This is a genomic window from Paenibacillus rhizoplanae, from assembly GCF_042684125.1.
Lineage (GTDB): Bacteria > Bacillota > Bacilli > Paenibacillales > Paenibacillaceae > Paenibacillus_AQ > Paenibacillus_AQ rhizoplanae.
Genome location: NZ_JBHUKY010000073.1, coordinates 1 through 1,677, shown reverse-complemented (window position 1 = coordinate 1,677; position 1,677 = coordinate 1). Strand labels below are relative to the sequence as shown.

At 46.3% G+C, this 1,677-nt stretch carries 1 protein-coding gene; it reads right to left on the bottom strand.

Going from position 1 to position 1,677, the window contains the following annotated elements; translation table 11 throughout:
• Nucleotides 1-377: 377 nt before the first annotated feature.
• Complete coding sequence (locus ACFSX3_RS27765; protein ID WP_209994893.1) at nucleotides 378-1,493, bottom strand: IS110 family transposase; 1,116 nt, start codon at nucleotides 1,491-1,493, stop codon at nucleotides 378-380.
• Nucleotides 1,494-1,677 lie beyond the last annotated feature (184 nt).

The following is a 1,677-nucleotide window of genomic DNA, read 5'->3' as shown; positions in this document are numbered from 1 at the left end:
CGCGAACGGACCGTTGTTCCAATCGCTGATATGAACGAGACTGTCAAACGCAATTGTAGCTCCTTCGGTTTTCTCCATTTCCTTTTATAACAAGAAGGGTTGAACAAGCTGAACTAGAAGGCAAAAGGTATCGACGGTGAGCAGTCTGATATTCGCGGGTTTGGTATACCGCATGTTTTCCCTCCGTCTGCAGAGAGTTGACCACGAACTGTGCGCGTGCATCTTCACCTCTAGGGTTAGGCACATAGCGATTACGTGGGTTCTCTCTTGCGGCTTTTCTCTTTGCCTTCTAACTCAGCTTTTCAATTCTTCTTGTTTATTGAGTCATGGTGATTCTTGAACCTACAAATATTCCTCTCCGACCTTTAACTTAAGGCTTATCCTTGTCTTCTTGTTTCTTCGATTCCTCGAGCAACAGACCAAATAAATCCACTTAACTCCCGCGCTACAGCTACAATTGCTTTTCCACTAGGTTTCCCCTTGGATAGCATCGTTGTGTATTTTTGATGTAACCGGTGTTGAGCCTTCCAAGAAATCGACTGAATTCCGGGATCTTGACCTTGTTGGCGTTTTTTTATCTCTCCTTGCAATGCTGGTTTATAGCGATAACTCCAAGCGGCTTCTACCAACAAGCGGCGAAGGTGAGTATTCCCGGATTTTGTAATCTTCCCCTGCCATCGACTTTGACCACTTGAATACTCTCGTGGTACTAAACCGGTGTAACCCATAAAAGCCTGCGCACTTCCAAATCGAGTGAATGAACATACCTCGGCTACGATACCTGTCGCTGTCGTTTCAGCAACGCCACGCAAGGTTTGAAGCGCTTGAATTAATGGAGCTTGGTATCCACTCGTAGCTTCTTCATGAATAGTGGCCTCAATCCGTTTGAGCCGTTCTTCATTCTCATCTAGCTGCGATAACATTTCCTGTAACACTAGACGCTGAGCGGCGAACTCTAGCCGAATACGCCCCAACCATAGTCGATATTTCCCTGTCCATCGCCGTAGAGGTTCCTCTGGTACAATGTTATGCCGAAGAAGAAACTTCCCGATTCGCTGCCGGATACGAGTTCGATCTTCCTTGATGTCTTCACGCATCCGTACCAAGTCACGAAGAGCCTCTTCTTCTGGAGTGGGCACATGGACGCTTGTTAACTCACCCGCCCGAAGGAGTTGGGCTAAACGTAAGGCATCCCGTCGATCTGTTTTCACCCGTTCTCCAGGACGGCTTGGCATAAGAGATGGCGCAATGACGATGCAGTGGTATCCATGCGCGCTTAACAAGCGTACTAGCGGGTATCCCGTTGGACCAGCTTCATAACAGATACTTAATTCTTCAGGTTGACCCAATTTTTTGAGTACCTTTAGAATCTGATATTCATTATGAGGAATCATCCCCCAATACCGGGCACTTTCTCTACCTTCGTCAGCAACGGCTACGGCAATTTTTTCTTTTGATACGTCTAAACCTACGTATTTCATGGCATCCTTCATAATACAGACTCTCCTTTGCAATTTAGTTCTGCTTTTGGTTTTGGTGTAGCAGCTCTACTGCACCAGTATTGCCAAAAGTAACCTAAGAAGTTGCAATTACGGGGAGTCTGTCTCGTTCATAATAACTGTGCTCTCCAGATTTTTTTCATTCCCCTTAGCGGTGAAAATCCGGAGACCAAGGCGA